Here is an 18,029-nt window from a genome sequence, read left to right on the forward strand (position 1 = left end):
CGGGCCTGGACTACCTCCCGGGTAGTACTCCGCGCACCGAAACCGCGTCGTTCGTCCAAAGCGGTCGGCTTTCGCCGAAGTGTCGCTTCTGCCGTCGTCGTCTGTGACCATCGATGGCCGGACTGGGGAGGGCGGACACTGATGGCCTGGCGACATCAACCGCGCGACAACAAGGGCAGATTCGCGTCGAAGACCGGTGTGGCCGCCGTCGTGACGGCCAGTGTCGTCGCCTTCGGCGCGACGACCGGCGGCGTGGGCGGTGGCACCGGGCCGCTGGGTACCGGTGCGGGTACCGGCAAGAATCTTGTGGCGCGCAAGGCCGAGAGCAAGAAGTCGGCTCGCGCTGGGCGGGCCGATGAGGCATGGCATCGTCTCGGCTTGCGTACTGTGCGCAAGGCGACTCGCCAGCACACTGACTGCGTCCGTCATTCGTTCGGGGAGGTACGGGAATTTCTCATCCGTAATCCCTGTGCCTCGTTGAAACGTACGTTGTTCGCGGTGGGCGAGGGCAAGGACTCGGTGGTGGTTTCGGTTGCCTGGGTGGAGTTCCGCACTCGGGCGCGGGCCGTCAAGTTCCGCGAGCTCATCGACGTGCATGGCACCGGCGACATCGCACCGTTGGCAGGTGGGCTCGTCGGAGCGGCCGATGTCCGCTTCACCGGGCACAACTACGATTCCCGGCTGAACAGGGCGGTGCTCACCGTCGCCGAAACCGAGCCGCTTTCCGGAGAATTCAGCGGCGAGGACCTTGATACGGCGGCCGAGGTCGCCGCGCTTCTGCCCCGGCCGTGAGCGAATCAGCCTACCGTCCGCCGCCGAGGGCCCAGCCCTTGCGGATCGACCGGCGGGCTCGCTCCGGCCGGTCTCCGGCGGCGGTGAACAGCGCGGTGAGCATCGGTATCGCGTGGTCGAACGCCTCGGCGGGGAGCGGACCGTGAATCACCAATGACGCCAGCCCGTGCCCGATGGCCCAGCTCTGGGTGGCAAGACCGGCCGCGTCGACATCGGGGGAGAACCGGCCGCGCGCCTTGGCGCGGGTGATCGCGTCGACGAGAGCCTGGAGCGTCGTGTCGGCGGCCGCGGGATCCTCCAGATCGAAACCGGCGTCGAACATGACGCGATAGAGGTCGGGGTTCGCCTCGGCGTTGGCGACGTAGGCGGCGCCAAGCGCGGCGAGATCCCTGACCGGGTCGGCCGATTCCTCGACGGCGGCGAGCGCGGCGGCGAGCCGCGTGAACCCTTCCTGGCGCACAGCTCGCCACAAGCCGGTCATACCGTCGAAGTAGGTGTAGACCGCCATGGTCGACACCCCGGTTCCGGCGACGAGCGACCGCAACGTGACCGGTTGCCTCGCGCGCAGCATCGCCGCCGCTCGCCGGATGAGCAGTGCGCGCACCGCCGGATCCTTGGTCCTGACCACAACTCGACAATACATGGCATTGTTATGCTTTGATGGCCCGACCGAATCCCGCCCAGGAATGGAGTCCGCGATGACCGTGACCCTCGTCAACCCCGACGGCTTGCCCAAACCCGATGTGTACAGGTGTCCGTCGCCAGTGGTTCGAAGCTGGTGTTCCTCGCCGGGCAGGTCGCCCGCGACGGGGAAGGGAACCCGGTGGGGCCGGGCGACCTCGCCGCGCAGGTGGAACAGGCATACCGCAACATAGGCACCGCGCTCGCGGCGGTCGGCGGATCGTTCGACGACGTCGCCAAGCTGACCGTCTACGTCGTCGACTGGGATCCCGGCAAGATGCCGTTGCTCGGCGAGGGCATCGGCAGGGCCGCGGCCGCGATGGGAGTCGATCCGGTCAAGCCGATCACCCTCCTCGGCGTCGCGGCGCTCGGCGAACCGGATCTGCTCGTCGAAGTGGAGGCGACCGCCGTCCTCGACTGAGCACCGCGCCGTCGATCCCGGGAATGCCGTGCTTTGCCGTACGGCGCCACCACTAGGCTTCCCGGGTGATCACTCTTCGGCGGGTCCCGGAGTTGTGGCGCCGGTTCGACGGCGTTGTCTGGTATTCCACCATCGGGCTGTTGCTCTTCACCGGCTCGCTCATCCCCGCTCTGCACAGCCACGGCACGCAAGTCGGCGGGATGCCCCACCGGTCCTACGATGTGCTGGCCGTGCTGGCGATCGTGCTCCAGTGCGCTCCGCTCGCGGTGTGCAGGCGGTGGCCCGCCGTCTGCCTGGCACTGGTGTCGGTCGGTTTCGTCATCGACCAGCTGCGCGGCTATCACACGTTCGCGGGCACCGCGCTGGCCATCTCACTGCTCAACGCCGGGTCACGGCTGGAATGGCGCAGGCGCGCCACCGCGATCACGCTCTCCGTGGCGTATGTGCCGTTGGTGGCGTCGTTCCACCTGCTCGGCGGAGGCGAACCGCCCGGCGAGTTCGTCCTGTTCTATCTGGCATGCGCCCTGGTCTGGGGCATCGGAACGTGGCTGCGTTCCACCAGGGCGGCTGAGGCCGAACGGCGCCGCCTCGTCGCGGAGGAAACCCGTACCGCCGAACGCGACCGCATCGCCCGCGAACTTCACGACGTCGTGACCCACCACGTGACGGCGATGGTGGTGCAGGCGGAGGCGGCCAGGTATGTCACCGCCTCCCCGGAACGCCTCGACGACACGCTGAGCGTCATCACCGACACCGGCAGGCGCGCCATCAGCGACCTGCGGACTCTGCTCGATCTGCTCGATCCCGGCCACGGCACCGAAACGAAACTGTCCACCCTCGTCGAGCGAACACGTCAGGCGGGGCAACCGGTGGAGTTCACCGAGGAGGGCACGCCCCACGGCGCGGGCAGCGCAGGGCCGGTGGCTTACCGCGTCGTGCAGGAAGCACTCACGAACGCGCTCAAATACGACCACGGCAGCCCTACCTCGGTCGAGGTGCGGCACGGGGAAAGGGAGATCACCGTCGAGGTCAGCACGGACGGTTCCGGTGCGCGGGCCGGTGTCCCCGGCGGCAGCGGAAGAGGGCTCGCCGGACTCCGCGAACGCGTCGATCTCCTCGGAGGGGATTTCAGCGCGGGCAGCGGGGCGAGCGGCGGATTCCGGGTGAGGGCCCGGATTCCGGAGAGGACTACCTCGTGATCACCCCGACCAGGGTTCTCGTCTGTGACGACCAGGTTCTCGTCCGCACCGGACTGGTCACCATCATCGGCGCCCAGCCCGATCTCGACGTGGTCGGCGAATGCGGCGACGGTCAGGCCGCGGTGGACCTGACCGCCGAACTGCGCCCCGACGTCGTGGTGATGGATGTGCGCATGCCGGTGCTCGACGGCATCGACGCCACGAGATTGCTCGCCGGTGCCGGCGTCGCACGGCCCGTCAAGGTGCTCGTGGTGACGACGTTCAACCTCGACGAGTACGTCTACCGCGCGCTACGCGCCGGAGCGAGCGGTTTTTTGCTGAAGGACGCGCCGCCGGACCGGCTCCTGCACGGCATCCGGACCGTGGCGACGGGCGCGGCGCTGCTGGATCCCGAGGTGACCCGCCAGCTCGTCGGTGTCTACGCGACCCGGATCAGACCCGCGGAGGGCGATCCGGGCGACGTTCCGTTGACGCCCCGCGAACTGGAGGTGCTGCGTCTCGTCGCGGACGGTCTTTCCAACAGCGAGATCGCCGCGACCCTGGTGATCAGCAGGGAAACCGTCAAGACGTTCGTGTCGCGCATCCTCACCAAACTCTCGCTGCGCGACCGCGTTCAGGCGGTCGTCTACGCCTATCGCCACGGTCTGGTCACCTGATCCCGCCGGGCTCTAAGCCCTTTCCGCGGCTTCGTCGGCGACGCGCTGGATCGCGGCGACGGCGAGTTCCGGTTCGTCGACGTAGATGTGGTGTTCGCTCTTCTCGGCCGTGCTCAGGTTGCTGCGGCTGGACACCGCGAGCCACTTCTCCTGGCCTTCGGCCCACGAGCGTTCGAGGGCGTCGCCGTACTCGGGAACGGCCGCGAGATAAGGCTTTCCGTGCTGAATGACCTCGACCGGGATGTCGCCGGCCGAACGGACCTCGCCGTCGGGAATGGTGAGCTGCTCCGGACTCTGTCCGTCGAGTACCGCGACCGTTTGATCGCGCAACTCGGCGGCCATGCCGGTGGCCGATTGGGGCACCTCCGTGGTGAGGTCGGCGCCCTGCGTCGGCGACGTGGCGTCCATGAGAACCAGGCCGGCGACCCTGTCCTGATGGTCGGGTGCGTACCTCGCGGCGATCAGTCCGCCGAGCGAATGCCCTGCCAGCACGACGGGCGCGTCACCGGCGACCTTGTCGATGACGGAGGTCAGTACGGCACCGGTGCTGTCGAGGGTCTGCGGTCCGCCGGGCTCGTCGCTTTCCCCCGCGCCGAGCCGGTCGTAGGAGCACGTTCGGTCCCGTTCTCCCAGGGTTTCCTGGAGCCCGGCCAGTTTTCCGAGGTCGTCACCTCCTCCTGCCAGCAGGATGACGACCGGCCTGCCTTCCACCGGGTCGCCCGTGCAGGAGACGTTCACCGAGCGGCCGTCGATGTCGATCTTCTCCGTGCCGATGAGCACGTCGTCGCCGGTGCCCGTGGTGGTGACGCTCGCGGGCGGGTTCGCCTCCGCGCTCGACCCTTCGTCGCAGCCTGCGAGGCCCACGCCGGCCACCGTGCAGCACAGTGCGAGCACGGCGGATGCCCTGACGTCGCGGAACATAGTAGAAACCCTTTCTGGAAACGGAATCGAAGCGAGAACGGCGATGCGCCGGTAGTGGATGTGGTCGTGAACGCTACGGATCCCGGACGGCGAAATCGTCACCTCGCGGTGGACACTCGCGCGTAGCTCCCATGGGGGACAGAGGTGTTCTGTGCGGAGTCGTCGCCTGGCCGCGGCTTCAGGCCCACATTGAATCGCGTGACCGAAACACCCGCGCGGCCCGCGAAACAGGTCGAGGCGAACGACTACGACAGCTTCGCCGAGGGGTATGCGGCCGGAGCCGAGAACGACATCATGACCGCCTACCTCGCGCGGCCCGCGATCGTGGACCTTGCCGGGGACGTGTCCGGGCGCCGGATTCTGGACGCGGGCTGCGGCAGCGGTCCGCTGTTCGCCGCGTTGCGCGATCGCGGTGGGATCGTGACCGGCATCGACTCCAGTGCCGGGATGCTGGCGCTGGCCCGGCGGGAACTCGGCGAGGAGGCGGACCTGCGCGTTGCCGACCTTGGCGATCCCCTGCCGTTCGGCGATGGCGAATTCGACGACGTGGTGTCGTCGCTGGTACTGCACTACCTGGAGGACTGGGGGCCGACGCTGGCCGAACTGCGGCGCGTACTCCGGTCCGGCGGCAGGCTGATCGCGTCGGTGCAACACCCCTTTGTGGACTACGCGATCCAGGATCCCCGGCCCGACTACTTCGCGACCGCCAGTTACACCACCGAATGGACGTTCGACGGACAGTCGTTTCCGATGCTGTTCTGGCGCAGGCCGTTGCACGCGATGACCGATGCCTTCACCACAGCCGGTTTCCGGCTCGCCGCCATCAGCGAACCACAACCGGACCCGGCCGCGCGCGAACTGTTCCCCGCCGAGTTCCACGATCTTTCCACCAGGATCAGTTTCCTGTTCTTCGTCGTGGAGGTACCGGATCGGCGCGACTAGCTCTCGGGACGTGGAATACTGCCGGTGTGGCATTTCGCGACGATCCCGACGGCGATCAGTTTTTCGCGTTGCGCACGTTCCGCGCGGATGGCTCGGCGGCTTCGACGCCGGTGTGGCTGGCTCCTCGCGAGGGCCGCTGGTACGGCTACACCCCTGGCCGTTCGTGGAAAGTAGCCCGGATCCGCCGCGATCCGCGCGTCGAGGTCGCGCCGTCGACCTTCGAGGGAGTCCCGACCGGGCCATGGCGGTCCGGTTCGGCGCGAGTGCTGCGAGCACCGGAGTCGCGCACGGCGAAGCGAGCGATGACCGGAAAGTACGGCAACAAGTTCCGGGTGTTCGTCCTCACGACCCTGCTGGGCAGTCTTCGCCGCCGTGGTGGGCGGGCGGTGGGGCTGGAAATCAGCCTCGGCACCGGCGTTGCCGCTGACCAGGTCAGTCCGGGCGAATGAGCCGCCGGATGCCGGTGTGCAGGGCGGCATCGGCGGCCTGAGCGTCCAGTTGCCCGGTGCCGGCCAGTTCGGCCGCGGTGTGGGCGAGGGAGATGATCGCCGAGGCAAGCCAGGTAGAGGGCTGCCGATCGGTGAACTCGCCTTCGCGTTGCGCGCGTTCGATCACCTCGGTGAACCGGCTCATGATCGGGCGATGCAGGTCGCGCGAGCGCTCCGCGCTGATCCGGCTGTCCTGGAGGAGCAGTGGGTGCCGTTGAGCAGCGCTCCGGCTCGCGTCGAGCAGGCGCAGCAGGGTGGTTTCGGCCGCTTCTCCGTCGATCGCTGCGGCGTCCATGGCCGCGACGACTTCCGAGGTCACGTGGTCGAGGACGGCGTCTACGAGGGATTCCCTTGAGCCGAAGTGCGCGTACACCGTCTGCCTGCTGACCCCGGCGGCCTTGGCGACGTCGTCGAGTCCCGCTTCGGGGTGCGTGCCCAGCACCTGGGCGGCCGCCGTCAGGACCGCGGATCTGCTGCGTTGGGCGTCGGCGCGGCGGCGACGCCGGGGCGGTTCGTGGTCCCGGGCGGTCATGGTCGCCAACCCTACCAACTTTGACAGCATTGTCAGAGTTAATTACTTTGACAATGCTGTCAAAGTTACGAAGGGAGTCGACCGTGGAGTTCGCGCGATGGCTGAGGCAGGAGGCGTTCACCGCGAGCGCGCTCGACCCGGAGGCGCCGCTGGACGAGCTGGAATCCCTGCGCGCGCTGATCGGTGAGGCCAGGGTGGTGGCCATCGGCGAGAATGCCCACCATGTCAGGGAGTTCTATCTCCTGCGGCACCGGTTGCTCCGGTTTCTGGTGGAGCGGTGCGGATTCACCGGGTACGTCTTCGAGGCGCCGCGCGTCGAGTCCGAGGCGATCGATTCCTGGGTGCGAGGTGCTTCCGGTGACCTCGCCGAGCTGACCGGCACCCCCGCGATGGCCTTGACCCGCCACGGCGAAATGCACGCTGCGCTGGCCTGGATGCGCGCGCACAACGCGGTGGCGGAGCGCCCGGTGCGCTTCGCCGGAGCCGTTGCCGATGTGGTCCCCGAACTGCGCCGGGTGCGCACCCACCTGCGGCACACCGATCCCGGCGCGCTGCCGCTGCTGGAACGCGCGCTCGCCGCCGCGTGCGCCTATCAGGACGAATATCCGATGCGCGAGTTGTTCAACTACGCCGCGCTCGAACAGTCCACAAGGGACGCTTTGACCGCGGATCTGAGTCGTCTGCTCGGCAGGATGGAAGCCACGTCGGCGCGCACCGAAGCGCTGGCCCGTGTGCGCGCCGCGTGGCACGCCGATCATCTGTACCGGGACTTCTCCGGAAGCGGCCTTTCCGTGGGAACGACCGCGCTGGACACCGCCATGGCCGAGACGGTGCTGCGGCTGCTCGACGAGGATCCCGGCGCCAAGATCGTTCTCGCGCTGCACAACGTCCACCTGCGCGCGACACCGGTCGAGCACGGCGGCCCCGCCGACATCCTTCCCGCCGGGTATCACCTGCGCGCCGCGCTGGGCGAGGACTACGTCGCGATCGCGGCGACAGGCAATCACGGGAGCGTCGCGTGCGGCGAACTGAACCCGGGCCAACCGAGTGGAATGGATGTCGTCCAGCGCCCCCTGCCGCCACCGGAACCCGGCAGCATCGAGGCCGCGTTCGCCGAAGCGGCCATCGACGACACGGCCGCGCTGGCGATCGCGGATCTGCGAGCGGCGAACGTCGAGGACGCCGGAACCTACACGAAGTTCCGCTCACAGGAAGAATTCCTTGGGGCGCCGGTCTTTCGGGCTTTCGACGCCGTCGCCTACGTCCCCCACCTGCGACCCGCGAGCTAGCGAATTTCTCCACCCGGCATCGACCGTCTGCTTTCCTCCGGCTGCCAGGCCGTCCGACTTTGTCCCGGCACTCACCGTGAACGCTTCGCGCGTGCTCGTCGCGCGGGCGATGCGGTCCGTGGCTCACGGTCATCGCGTCGGTTCCGACAGGAGATCGGATCGTTATCGCAGGTCCGGCTCATTTCGGGGCGGTCTCCTGCGGATGTCGGCGATCCTCGCGAATGACGTGTTGACAGTCGCTATGTGAACAGCGATGCTGTGATGCGCACAGAGCAGTGGGGTCGATCCGGCCCTGGAAAGACAGCGAGGTCGCAGCGTGACGAGCAGTCCACCCATCGCAGAGGTACTTCACGGAGCCGTCGATCTGCATTGCCATTCAGGACCGAATCCCTTCGCCCGCGAATTCGACCACGTCGAGGCGGCACGGGACGCGGAACGGCTCGGCATGCGCGGCATTCTCGTGAAGTCACACCATCACAACACGGTGATGGACCTGCTGGCGATGGAGCGCGACCTCGCGAAGATCGGCACGCCGGTGTTCGGCGGGATCGCACTGAACGCCCAGATCGGCGGCATCAACCCCTACGCCGTCGCGATGAGCCTGCGCATGGGCGGGCGTGCCGTCTGGTTCCCCACGTTCTCCAGTCGCTGTCACTGCGAAAACGACCACCACGGTTTTCCCGAATCCGACATCGAGATCCCGAACCGCATCATCGACGTGACCACTGCCGACGGTCGGCTCGTCGATGAGGTCTACGAGGTCGTCGACCTCATCGTGGAAAGCGACGCGCTGCTCTCGGCCGGTCACGTGTCGCCACCGGAGGCGCACAAGATCTTCACGGCGGGCCGGGATCGCGGTGTGCGGCGGATGATCATCAGTCACCCGAACTTCGTCATCGACGCCGATCCAGGTGAGTGCTCCGAACTCGTCGAACTGGGTGCCTACATCGAGCACGAGGTCGGCATGTACGACCCGATGGGCTACCGCAAATGGGACCCTTCGCTGCTGCTGGACTGGATTCGCAAGATCGGCCCCGATCACACGGTGCTGTCGTCCGATCTCGGACAGCGCGGCAGGCCCATGCCCGTCGACGCGTTCATGCGGGTGGGCAAGGAATTGCTCGACCGAGGGCTGAGCGTGGAGGAACTACGCCAGGTCGCCTGCCGCAACGCCGCGTTCCTGCTGGGACTCGACGCCGAGCGTCCCGCTCCGGTCGGGGGGTGAATCCCGCCATGCCTTACGCGCCAGATGATCCCCGTGCCCAGCTCGCGCCTGCCGCCGCCCGGCGGCCGGAGGGGGAACCACTGCCACCGCAAAGCTTCGACTTCACCACCATCGAGCCCGACGCCATCACCGGCGAGGGCGGCAGGTCCTGGATCGTCAGGGCGACGAACGTGGTCTTCGTCTACACCGAGCTGGCCGAGGGCGACCTCCTCGAACGCACCGAAACCGACGAGACACTCGCCGTGGTGCTGGGAAGCGGCGGTGCCGTTTCGTTCGAGGCGGGGGGTGCCAACGCCGTGGTGGCAGGACGCTCGGTCGTGGCGATTCCCCCCGGCCACAGCAGGATCATCGCCGAGGAGCCTGCCAGGCTGGTCCGGCTGTTCGCGACCACAGCGACCGAACTGGCCGCGCGCAGCCGCAACGCCGAGGTCTACCAGCCCTTGCCGGACACCGTCGCGGTGACGCCGCCGTGGCCGGAGCCTCCCGGCGGACCAGCGCTGCGCGTATACGACGACGTCGAGCGGATCGAGCCGTCCCCTCGGCGGATGGGACGGATCTTCCGCAACCGGCACGCGATGGTCAACGTGCTCTATCCGAGAGTGGGGCCCCGCGATCCCGGCTCGCTTTCGCCGCATTCGCACGAGGACTTCGAACAACTCAGCTTTGTCGAGGACGGCCGCTACACCCACCACGTGCGCACCCCGTGGGGCACGGACCGGCGCACCTGGCGGCCCGACGAGCACCTGACCATCGGCGGCCCCTCGCTCACGATCATCCCGCCGCCGCTGATTCACACCAGCGAGGCGGTAGGGGAGGGCGAGAACAGGATGCTGGACATCTTCGCCGGTCCTCGCGCCGATTTTTCGGCAAGGCCCGGCTGGGTGCTCAACGCCGAGGACTACCCCGCTCCGGCTGACGGGGAATCAGCATGAACCCGTTGCGCCGCACCGGCGGCGGCTCCCTCGGTCCCGCGTGGGGCTCGTGGATCAAGCTGTCCTCGGTCGAGAGCACCGAGATCATGGCGAAGGCGGGATTCGACTTCTGCGTCGTCGACCTCGAACACACCCTGATGGACCTGAACGCGGTCCTTGCCCACATCGCCGTCGGCCAGGGCAGGGGCATGCGGATGCTGGTGCGTGTTCCCGACCTGCGGCCCTCGCTGATCCAGCGGCTGCTCGACGCGGGCGCCGATGGCATCGTCGCGCCGCACGTCGACGACGCGGAGACAGCCGCCCGGCTCGTCGAATGCACCAGGTTCCCACCACACGGGGTCAGGGGATCGGGCGGGACCTCGCGAGCGGGCGGCTGGGGAACCGCGCCACGAGCGGAGTACCTGTCGCGGACCGGTCTCGCGATCGGGCAGATCGAAAGTGTCGCCGCCGTAAGGGAAACGGGACGTATCGCCACAGTGGACGGTCTGGGCGCGCTGATGCTCGGCCCGGCCGACCTCGGCATCGACGCGGCGAGCCTGCGGGGCGCGCCGCCGGTCGCGGAATTGACGGCGACGGCGCGCGCCGCCGCGAAGGCGGCAGGGATGCTCGTCGGCACGGCCGTCGGCGCCGGCGCGATCGCGAAGGCGGCCGAAGAGGACTACGACTTCATCGTCTGCGGCAACGACACGACGACGCTTGCCGTGGGAGCCACCGGGTTGATCGAGCGGACCCGGCGGCTCGCGCCGAGGGCTGCCACCGAGCACGAGGAGCACCTGACATGACGAACACGGTGATGCGCTTCGAGCACGTCTCGAAGCGATACGGAGAGAACACCCTCGCCGTCGACGATTTCGACCTCGGCGTCGGCGACGGCGAATTCGTGTCCATCGTCGGGCCGAGCGGCTGCGGGAAGAGCACGCTACTCAAGTTGATCATGGGGCTGGAACCGTTGACGGGCGGTTCCCTCGAATACCACGCCCACGCGCCTTCGGTGTCGGCGATGACCGGAATGGTGTTCCAGCAACCATTGTTGCTGCCGTGGCACACGGTGCTCGACAACGTCCTCGTTCCGTCCACGTTGCAGAGCAGGAGCCGCCGCAGGACCGACAGGGGAAGGGCACTGGAGCTGATCTCCATGCTCGGCCTGACGGACTTCACCGAGAGCTACCCGTATCAGCTTTCCGGCGGAATGCAGCAACGCGTGGGAATCGCGAGGGCACTGCTGCATGATCCTCGCATTCTCCTGATGGACGAACCGTTCGGCGCGCTCGACGCGATGACCCGCGACCAGCTCACCATGGATCTGCTGACCATCTGGGAACGCGACCGCAAGACGGTGCTGTTCATCACGCACAGCATCTCGGAGGCGGTGTTGCTCTCCGACCGGGTCGTGGTCATGACGCCGCGCCCCGGCCGTATCGCCGACGTCGTCGGCATCGATCTGCCGAGGCCGCGCACGCTGGCCACCATCAACACCCCGGAGTTCGGCGAGTACGCCCGGCGGATCCGGCGGGTCCTCGACGGAACGGAAGCGGTGACCCCCTGATGAGCATCCACGACCTCCCCACGGACCTCGAACAGGCTCCAGCCGAGGACGAGCGGGGCAAACTCACCGTGCGCAGGGAAGCCTCGGCGACGCGAAGGCGTAAGCGCCTTTCGGACCTGCCGGGCTGGCTGCTGGCAGGCAGCACGGTCGTTCTTCTGCTCGCGGTGTGGGAAGCGATCGTGTCCGCTTTGGACATCTCCGAAATCCTGCTGCCCGCGCCGACCCGTATCGTCCAGGGACTGATCGACGGGTTCGGCTCGGGTTCCTTCGGACACCACACCCTCGTCACGTTGCAGGAAATCATCTACGGGTTCGGCATCGCGGTCGTGGTCGGCATGCTCATCGCGATCGTGATCAGTTCTTCGCGCCTCGCCGAGAAAACCCTGCTGCCGATCATCGTCGTGTTGCAGACCGTGCCCAAGGTCGCGCTCGCGCCGCTGTTTCTCGTCTGGTTCGGCTTCGGCATGGAATCGAAGATTCTCGCGACCGCGCTGATCGCGTTCTTCCCGATCCTCGTCAACTCGACCCTCGGGTTCAATTCGGCCAGCAACGACCAGATCAACATGATGAAGTCCTTCGGTGCCACCAGAAGGCAGGTGCTGACGCGGCTACGGCTGCCGAGTGCCGTCCCGAGCATCGTGGCAGGGCTCGACGTGGCCGTCGTGCTCTCGGTGATCGGCGCGGTCGTCGCCGAATTCGTCGGATCGCAGGCGGGGCTCGGGTATCTGATCCTGTCCAGCAACACCTCGCTGGACGTGGCGACCATGTTCGCCGTGCTGGTGATCCTGTCGGCCATCGGGCTGGTGCTCCACTACGCGGTCGTGCTGATCGGCCGCAGGCTGACCTTCTGGTCGGAGGAGAACCGGGCCCGCAACGTGACTCCCTGACCTGACACGCCGGATTTCGGCCTTGTACCAACGTTTTCGCCCGACAAGAGGAAGAACGATGACCATGCACAGTCGCATGCGACCTCTGCTCGCCATGACCTCGGCAGCCGTGCTCGCCGCAACATTGACCGCCTGCGGTGCCGGTGCGGGCGGGGACGGAAGGGCGATCTCGATGACGCTCGCCACGCCGACCTGGAACGCCGGTATCGCCAGTATCGCCGTCTCCCAGGAACAGGGGTACTTCGAGCAGGAAGGTCTGGATATGAACGTGATCCTGACCGACTCCGCCACCACCCAGGCCCAGCAGATCGCCACGGGCAAGGTGGCGACGGGGGCGGTCAGCCCCGAACCGGTCGTCATCGGGAGGCAGCCGGGCAAGAATCTGGATCTGACGTATTACATGTCCTATTACCGCGACAACATCTACGGCCTCCAGGTTCCCGAGGACTCCGGCATTTCCTCGATCGCCGACCTGCGCGGCAAGACGGTCGGCGCCATCTCGCTGGCGAGCGCGTCGGTCACCCAGGCCAAGATCGGTCTCGAAAAGGCGGGCGTTCCGGCGGATTCCGTCACGTTCATCGCGATCGGCACGGGCGCTCAGCAGGCGGCGGCGGTGAAGGACGGGCACGTCGACGCGCTCGCCCTGCTGGACACGTCGTTCCAGGTATTGCGGAACCAGGGCATCGCGCTGCGGCCCATCGAGGTTCCCGGCACCGAGAACCTCACCAGCGGCGGGCTGGCCGCCCGCGCCTCCGAACTGGAGAGCAATCCCGAGCTGTTCGAGAAGATCGGCAGGGCGGTCGCCAAGGGCGTCGTGTTCACCTCGGCCAACCCCGAAGCGGCCATCAGGATCCTCTACAGGGCCCACCCCGAGAGCAAGCCGACCGGCATGAGCGACGAGGAAGCGATCGCCACCGGCGTCAAGGTCCTTGAGTCGCGGCTGGCGAACCTCGGGGCCGACGACGAGCCCTACGGCGAACTCGACCCCTCGGCGATGGAGGCCAGCGTGACCTATCTGCGCGAAGCCGGGCTCATCGACACCGAGGTTCCCGCCGACGATCTGTTCGACAACTCGCTGATCGAGAAGATCAACGACTTCGACGCGGCCGCCGTGCGCACGAGTGCTGAGGAATACCAGGGATGAGCGGACCCGGTCACACGGCGATCGAGGCTTCCTCGCTCGACGCGAACGCCGCCTACCGGCTGCTCACCGGAGTCATCGTGCCAAGGCCCGTCGCCTGGATCACCTCGATGGACGCCGACGGCGCACTCAACCTCGCCCCGTTCAGCGCTTTCACGATGGTGTCGAACGACCCGCCCATGATCGGCGTCAACATCGGAAGGCGGGCAGGCCGTCGCAAGGACACCGCGCACAACATCGCGTGCACGGGGGAGTACGTCGTCAACATCCCTTCGTGGCGGTCGAGGAACGCGGTCCACGAGAGCGGGCGGGCGCTGGAGGCCGATGTGGACGAGATCGCGCTGCTCGGGCTGGAGACGACCGCGAGTGACAAGGTCGCTCCGCCCCGGCTTTCCGATGTTCCGGTGAGCATGGAGTGCAGGCTCGCGAAGGTCGTCAGCTTCGGAAGGGCCGGTTCGGAGTTCACCGTCGGCGAGGTGCTGACGTTTCACGTCAGGACGGATCTGCTGAGCGACGGCAAGATCGACACGGCCGAGCTCGATCCGGCCGCCAGGCTGGCCGGGCCGACCTACGGCAGGCTCGGTGAGGTGGACACGCTGGCCCCGCTGGCGATGGTGGTGTCGTCGCGTGCCGATCGCGAGGCGGGTACGCCTCAGGCGTGACCCATGCTCGTCGAGATCGTCTCCGCGGTTTTCAGCAGTGCGGACAGTTCCGAGGAATCCGCGGAGAGGTCGAGCACGTCGCGGGTGCTCAGCAACGCCAGCGCGGCCACCATGCCGCCCGCTTCGTAGACGGGCACTGCCATTACCGCGATGCCCCTCGGGCTGGTCTGGGTGGCGAATCCGCGCTCGCGCACGGTGTCGCGTTCGATGCCGGATTCCGAGGGCTCGTCGGCCTGCAGGTTCCGCACCGCGCGTCGCACGCGTGGGTCGTCGTCCTTGAAGGCGTGGAAGATCCTCGTTTGCGCGGCCGACGGCGACAGTTGCATGCCTACGCGTACCGTCACGACGATCTCGCGGTGAGCGGGTTCTTCCACGTGTGCCACCACGGGGGAGGCTTCGCCCCACAGCGACAGGACGGTGGTGACACCGGTTTCCCTGGCGAGCTGCGCCATCGGTTCGGCGGCAAGCCGCAGGATCTCCCTCTGACCAAGCGCGAGCGCCCCGAGCTGGATCAACGTCGGGCCCGGAACGTAGGTGCGGTCGGGCCGCAGATCGAGTACGTTCGCCGCCACGAGCGAGGACAGGTACCGGTAGGTCGTCGTCCTGTTCAGGCCGATCAGTTCGGCGGCCTCCGACGAGGACACCGACGTCCGGTGAGGGCCGAAAAGGGCGAGGATCTTCCCGACCCTGTCGACGGCCTGGATGTCCATCCGGCTCCCACCTCCACTGAGCACACTGTGAACAGGATGTTCATATCATGTAATCCAGTGGCTGGCTACCGAGTGCGGAGCGCGCCACTCAGGAGGCCGGTTTGCGCGCGGCGAGACGTTCCACGATGCCGAGCTTGAACCGCTCATGGCGCTCGATCGTGAATCCCTTCGCCCGCACGTCCTCGATCGGCCTTCGCCGGAAATGCTCGCCTCCGACCGGGATGCTGACGAGTTCGACGAGCCGCTGGACACCTCTCGCGTACCAGGCGGTGCTCACGACGTGGTCGGCGAGCAGGAGCAGGCCGCCAGGACGCAGCACCCGCCACATCTGGCCGATCGCGGCCTTCTCGTCGGGGATCGCGCACAGAGCGAACGTGCTGACGACCGTGTCGAACGAGGCGTCGGGGAACTCCAGCCGCTGCGCGTCACCGGTGCGGGCGTCGATCGCACGCCCGCGCCCGCGCGCCTGCTCCAGCATCGCCGGGCTCAGGTCGATACCGGTGAGTGTGACGTCGGCGGGATAGAGCGGCAGGTTCAGACCGGTGCCTACGGCGACCTCCAGTACCTCGCCCTCGGCCTGCGCGCACACCCATTGCCGGGTGTCGCCGAAGAACTTGCGGTCGAGGAGGGTCATCTGCCGGTCGTAGGAGCCCGACTGTTTGTCCCAGTACCGGCGCAGGCCGTCCAGATCTTTTCCCGCCATGGGGCGAGAGTGTTCATCAGCCGCCGCGCCCGCGCAACAAGCGCGGAGCCGCCCAGAACAGGGTGCCGAGCACCAGCATCGCGGTTCCGGCGAGTACGGAACCGGCAGGCAGAGTGAAGGCCAGCACGAGACAACCGGCCAGACCGGTCACCGGGACGATCCGGGGCGGCCTGCCTTCGCCCCGGGTCAGGGTCAGCGCCGAGGCGTTGGCGATGGCGTAGTAGCCGAGCACGGCGAAGGAGGAAAAGCCGATGGCGCCGAGCACGTCGACGAAGCCGACCACGATCGCGACGACGACACCGACGGCGATCTCGGCGTGATGCGGCACCTGGAACCGGGGGTGGACGGCGCCGAGTGTCCGTGGCAGGTGCCCGTCCCGGGCCATGGCGAACGTGGTGCGCGAGACACCCAGCACGAGCGCGAGCAGTGAACCGAGCGCGGCGATCGCCGCGCCCGCCCGTACGGCCGGGGTGAGCCACGACCACGAGCCCGCCTCGACCGCGCTCGCCAGCGGATCGGTCGCGGCGGCCAGCGCGGCGGGACCGAGCGCGAGCAGCGCGGCGACCGCGACGAGCGTGTAGACGGCCAGCGTGATCCCGAGCGAGAGGAGGATCGCACGAGGAATCGTGCGCCGGGGTTCGCGGACCTCCTCGCCGAGGGTGGCGATCCGGGCGTAGCCGGCGAAGGCGAAGAACAGCAGCCCCGCCGATTGCAGGACCCCGCCGAGGTCCGCGTCCGGAAACGGGCGCAGGTGTCCCGTGCTCGCGGTGCCGCCGGTGAGCGAGGCGAGTACGACGGCCCCGAGTACGAGCAGCGTTGCCGCCACGATGACCGCGCTCAGCAGTACCGACTTCCGCACACCCCGGTAGTTCAGCGCGGTCAGCGCGAGCACCACACCCACCGCGAGTGCCGTCCGCGCGGGCCGGTCGGCGTGCGGCAGGGTGTACGCGGCGACGGTGAGGGCCATGGCCGCGCACGAAGCGGTCTTGCCGACCACGAACCCCCATCCGGCCAGATAGCCCCAGAAGGGGCCGAGCCGTTCCCTGCCGTAGACGTAGGTTCCGCCCGACTCCGGGTACAGCGCGGCCAGCCGTGCCGAAGAGGTGGCGTTGCAGTAGGCCACGATCGCGGCGATCGCCAGCCCGATCAGCAGTCCGGTCCCCGCGGCGCGAGCTGCAGGGGCGAACGCGGCGAACACCCCGGCTCCGAGCATCGAGCCAAGGCCGATCACGACCGCGCTGCCCGTGCCGAGCCGTCGTGCGAGCCGGGATGACGCGGGCTGTCCGGAATCCGGTCCCATCGTCATCGTGTGTCCTCGCTTCACCAGGCCGTGCCACCGGGATGTGGGTCCCGCCGGACGCACGCTACCCGGAGACCGGCGGGGTGCGCGGCGTGCCAGTGGAAGGTCCGATGTGGACTGACCGGGACGGCGCTACAGCTCCAGTTCGCCCCGCACGTGAATGCATGCCTGACCACCGGTCCAGATCTGCCCTTCGGCATCGCGGTGGACGTGGACGCGACCGCTGCGGCCGAGGCTGGTTCCCTGTGCCGCGACATAGGGCCCGGCGACGACGCCGGTCGCGTAGAGCCACTGCCCGATCGAGGCGTTGAGACTGCCGGTGACGGGGTCCTCGACGATGGCCCCCAGTTGGTCGCTGAAGAACGCCCGCACCTCGAACGACGTGTCCCTGCCCGCCGGATGCGGACCGACGACGCCGATGTCGACGCGGCCGGGCCAGCGCGGCTCGGGCGAAAGTGACAACACCGCCTCGGCCGATGCCAGCCGGATACCGAGCCATCCTGGGCCGTTGTCGATCCACGACGCGTCGAGGACGTCGGCGACGCCGAGGCCGAGGAAGCGGGTGGCCTCGCTCAGTTCTTCCGCCGTCGGCCTGCCCGATTTGAGCAGTGGCGGGGCGGCGAAGGACAACAGGTCGCCTTCCCGGCGCACCCGGACCAGCCCGGCTCCGCATTCCTGGACGAGTTCGCCCCGGCCGCGCGCCGCGCCTGCCGTGGCGAGCCAGACCCGCGCGGTACCGAGCGTGGGGTGCCCGGCGAACGGCATTTCCCTGTCCAGCGTGAAGATCCGGACCCGGTAGTCGGCCTCAGGCTGGGTCGGCGGCAGGAGGAACGTGGTCTCGGAGAAGCCGAACCACCGCGTCAATCGCTGCATGTCCGTTGTTTCCACGTCGTCGGCACCGGTGACGACGGCGAGCGGATTGCCGGTCAACGACCCCGACGCGAAAACGTCGACGAGGTGGACGGTGAATGTCACGGCGGTCCTTTCGTCATCGGAACGCCG

At 68.1% G+C, this 18,029-nt stretch carries 20 protein-coding genes and 1 pseudogene; 14 read left to right on the plus strand and 7 right to left on the minus strand.

Annotated features, from left to right (window positions below; genetic code table 11):
• Nucleotides 1-141 precede the first annotated feature (141 nt).
• Nucleotides 142-792 (plus strand): hypothetical protein, encoded by a 651-nt coding sequence (locus BAY61_RS12665; protein ID WP_091797366.1) that lies wholly within the window; start codon nucleotides 142-144, stop codon nucleotides 790-792.
• A gap of 10 nt (nucleotides 793-802) precedes the next feature.
• On the opposite strand, the gene BAY61_RS12670 is transcribed toward BAY61_RS12665, so the two are convergent.
• Entirely contained in the window at nucleotides 803-1,420 is a 618-nt protein-coding gene (locus BAY61_RS12670; RefSeq protein ID WP_176879509.1) for a TetR/AcrR family transcriptional regulator, read from the minus strand.
• A gap of 70 nt (nucleotides 1,421-1,490) precedes the next feature.
• On the opposite strand from BAY61_RS12670, the pseudogene BAY61_RS12675 reads away from it, so the two are divergent.
• The 3 genes and pseudogenes from BAY61_RS12675 (at nucleotide 1,491) to BAY61_RS12685 (ending at nucleotide 3,749) form a co-directional block, all read left to right on the plus strand.
• Nucleotides 1,491-1,894 (plus strand): annotated as a pseudogene (locus BAY61_RS12675) (RidA family protein).
• Nucleotides 1,895-1,959: 65 nt separating this feature from the next.
• Nucleotides 1,960-3,093 carry a sensor histidine kinase gene (locus BAY61_RS12680; protein WP_091797369.1) on the plus strand — a complete coding sequence of 378 codons (1,134 nt, stop codon included), beginning with the start codon at nucleotides 1,960-1,962 and terminating at the stop codon, nucleotides 3,091-3,093.
• Nucleotides 3,090-3,749, plus strand: coding sequence for a response regulator (locus BAY61_RS12685; protein WP_091797372.1), 660 nt, complete (start codon nucleotides 3,090-3,092; stop codon nucleotides 3,747-3,749). Before BAY61_RS12680 ends, BAY61_RS12685 begins: the two co-directional genes overlap by 4 nt.
• Nucleotides 3,750-3,761: 12 nt before the next feature.
• Here BAY61_RS12685 and BAY61_RS12690 read toward each other — a convergent pair whose 3' ends face one another.
• Complete coding sequence (locus BAY61_RS12690) at nucleotides 3,762-4,670, minus strand: alpha/beta fold hydrolase (RefSeq protein WP_091797374.1); 909 nt, start codon at nucleotides 4,668-4,670, stop codon at nucleotides 3,762-3,764.
• 294 nt (nucleotides 4,671-4,964) lie between these two features.
• Between BAY61_RS12690 and BAY61_RS12695 the strand changes: the two genes are divergently transcribed.
• The gene (locus BAY61_RS12695; protein WP_211323476.1) at nucleotides 4,965-5,612 is read left to right on the plus strand and encodes a class I SAM-dependent methyltransferase; all 648 of its coding nucleotides are present in this window, start codon (nucleotides 4,965-4,967) and stop codon (nucleotides 5,610-5,612) included.
• Nucleotides 5,613-5,638: 26 nt separating this feature from the next.
• Nucleotides 5,639-6,061: a PPOX class F420-dependent oxidoreductase gene (locus BAY61_RS12700; RefSeq protein WP_091797379.1), complete on the plus strand. Its 423-nt coding sequence runs from the start codon at nucleotides 5,639-5,641 to the stop codon at nucleotides 6,059-6,061.
• Here BAY61_RS12700 and BAY61_RS12705 read toward each other — a convergent pair.
• Nucleotides 6,045-6,632, minus strand: a complete 588-nt coding sequence (locus BAY61_RS12705; protein ID WP_170140019.1) for a TetR/AcrR family transcriptional regulator — start codon at nucleotides 6,630-6,632, stop codon at nucleotides 6,045-6,047. The two genes, BAY61_RS12700 and BAY61_RS12705, sit on opposite strands and share 17 nt — an antisense overlap.
• A gap of 83 nt (nucleotides 6,633-6,715) precedes the next feature.
• On the opposite strand from BAY61_RS12705, the gene BAY61_RS12710 reads away from it, so the two are divergent.
• From BAY61_RS12710 to BAY61_RS12745, 8 genes are all read left to right on the plus strand, one after another.
• A complete protein-coding gene (locus tag BAY61_RS12710) occupies nucleotides 6,716-7,921 on the plus strand; it encodes an erythromycin esterase family protein (protein ID WP_170140018.1) in 1,206 nt (401 codons plus the stop codon).
• 316 nt (nucleotides 7,922-8,237) lie between these two features.
• Complete coding sequence (locus BAY61_RS12715; protein ID WP_091797387.1) at nucleotides 8,238-9,146, plus strand: DUF6282 family protein; 909 nt, start codon at nucleotides 8,238-8,240, stop codon at nucleotides 9,144-9,146.
• An 8-nt stretch (nucleotides 9,147-9,154) separates the two neighbouring features.
• A complete protein-coding gene (locus tag BAY61_RS12720; RefSeq protein ID WP_091798826.1) occupies nucleotides 9,155-10,078 on the plus strand; it encodes a cupin domain-containing protein in 924 nt (307 codons plus the stop codon).
• Nucleotides 10,075-10,860, plus strand: coding sequence for an HpcH/HpaI aldolase family protein (locus BAY61_RS12725; RefSeq protein WP_091797389.1), 786 nt, complete (start codon nucleotides 10,075-10,077; stop codon nucleotides 10,858-10,860). Before BAY61_RS12720 ends, BAY61_RS12725 begins: the two co-directional genes overlap by 4 nt.
• The gene (locus BAY61_RS12730; protein WP_211323435.1) at nucleotides 10,857-11,624 is read left to right on the plus strand and encodes an ABC transporter ATP-binding protein; all 768 of its coding nucleotides are present in this window, start codon (nucleotides 10,857-10,859) and stop codon (nucleotides 11,622-11,624) included. Before BAY61_RS12725 ends, BAY61_RS12730 begins: the two co-directional genes overlap by 4 nt.
• Nucleotides 11,624-12,511 (plus strand): ABC transporter permease, encoded by an 888-nt coding sequence (locus tag BAY61_RS12735; RefSeq protein WP_091797393.1) that lies wholly within the window; start codon nucleotides 11,624-11,626, stop codon nucleotides 12,509-12,511. Before BAY61_RS12730 ends, BAY61_RS12735 begins: the two co-directional genes overlap by 1 nt.
• Before the next feature lie 58 nt (nucleotides 12,512-12,569).
• Nucleotides 12,570-13,655 (plus strand): ABC transporter substrate-binding protein, encoded by a 1,086-nt coding sequence (locus BAY61_RS12740; protein ID WP_091797395.1) that lies wholly within the window; start codon nucleotides 12,570-12,572, stop codon nucleotides 13,653-13,655.
• A complete protein-coding gene (locus BAY61_RS12745; protein WP_091797396.1) occupies nucleotides 13,652-14,314 on the plus strand; it encodes a flavin reductase family protein in 663 nt (220 codons plus the stop codon). The genes BAY61_RS12740 and BAY61_RS12745 overlap by 4 nt, the downstream gene beginning before the upstream one ends.
• Here BAY61_RS12745 and BAY61_RS12750 read toward each other — a convergent pair.
• The 4 genes from BAY61_RS12750 to BAY61_RS12765 form a co-directional block, all read right to left on the minus strand.
• Complete coding sequence (locus BAY61_RS12750) at nucleotides 14,305-15,024, minus strand: IclR family transcriptional regulator (protein ID WP_091797398.1); 720 nt, start codon at nucleotides 15,022-15,024, stop codon at nucleotides 14,305-14,307. The two genes, BAY61_RS12745 and BAY61_RS12750, sit on opposite strands and share 10 nt — an antisense overlap.
• Nucleotides 15,025-15,112: 88 nt before the next feature.
• Complete coding sequence (locus tag BAY61_RS12755) at nucleotides 15,113-15,727, minus strand: class I SAM-dependent methyltransferase (RefSeq protein WP_091797400.1); 615 nt, start codon at nucleotides 15,725-15,727, stop codon at nucleotides 15,113-15,115.
• A gap of 16 nt (nucleotides 15,728-15,743) precedes the next feature.
• Nucleotides 15,744-17,027 carry an APC family permease gene (locus BAY61_RS12760; protein ID WP_091798831.1) on the minus strand — a complete coding sequence of 428 codons (1,284 nt, stop codon included), beginning with the start codon at nucleotides 17,025-17,027 and terminating at the stop codon, nucleotides 15,744-15,746.
• Between the two features lie 132 nt (nucleotides 17,028-17,159).
• Nucleotides 17,160-18,002, minus strand: a complete 843-nt coding sequence (locus BAY61_RS12765) for a PhzF family phenazine biosynthesis protein (RefSeq protein WP_091797406.1) — start codon at nucleotides 18,000-18,002, stop codon at nucleotides 17,160-17,162.
• Nucleotides 18,003-18,029: the final 27 nt, after the last annotated feature.

The sequence above is a fragment of the Prauserella marina genome (assembly GCF_002240355.1).
In the GTDB taxonomy this organism is placed as follows: domain Bacteria; phylum Actinomycetota; class Actinomycetes; order Mycobacteriales; family Pseudonocardiaceae; genus Prauserella_A; species Prauserella_A marina.